This window comes from Methylobacterium tarhaniae (genome assembly GCF_001043955.1).
In the GTDB taxonomy this organism is placed as follows: Bacteria; Pseudomonadota; Alphaproteobacteria; order Rhizobiales; family Beijerinckiaceae; genus Methylobacterium; species Methylobacterium tarhaniae.
This window is the reverse complement of record NZ_LABZ01000408.1, coordinates 1-515: the sequence shown is the minus strand read 5'-3', so window position 1 is coordinate 515 and position 515 is coordinate 1. Positions and strand designations below refer to the sequence as shown.

The window sequence follows — 515 nt, the reverse complement described above, 5'->3', positions numbered from 1 at the left end:
GCCGGCGAGCCGGTGGCCCGGATCATCGGCGCCTGGGAGTTCTGGGGGCTGCCCTTCGGGCTCTCCTCCGACACCCTGGTGCCGCGCCCCGATACCGAGACCCTGGTCGAGGCGGCCCTCGGCCTCGGCCTGGGGCCCGACGCACCGCACCGCCTCGCCGATCTCGGCACCGGCTCGGGCTGCATCCTGGTGGCCCTGCTCACCGAATGGCCGCAGGCCGTCGGCCTCGGCATCGACCGGTCGCCGGGGGCGTGCGTCACGGCCCGGGCGAACGCCGCCCGCAACGGCGTGGCCGACCGGGCCGCCTTCGCGGTCGGCGACTGGGCTTCGGCCTTGTCCGGGCCGTTCGACGTCGTCGTCGCGAACCCGCCCTACATCGCGAGCGAGGTCATCGCCGGCCTGTCCGGGGAGGTGCGCGACCACGATCCCCGCCTCGCCCTCGACGGCGGTGCCGACGGGCTCGACGCCTACCGCACCATCCTGGCCCAGGTGCCGCGGCTGCTGGCGCCGGGCGG

General features: G+C 76.7%; 1 protein-coding gene. It reads left to right on the top strand.

What is annotated here, in order from left to right:
* A partial coding sequence (locus tag VQ03_RS30315) for a N5-glutamine methyltransferase family protein (protein WP_048454654.1) occupies positions 1-515 on the top strand: 515 nt, incomplete at both ends.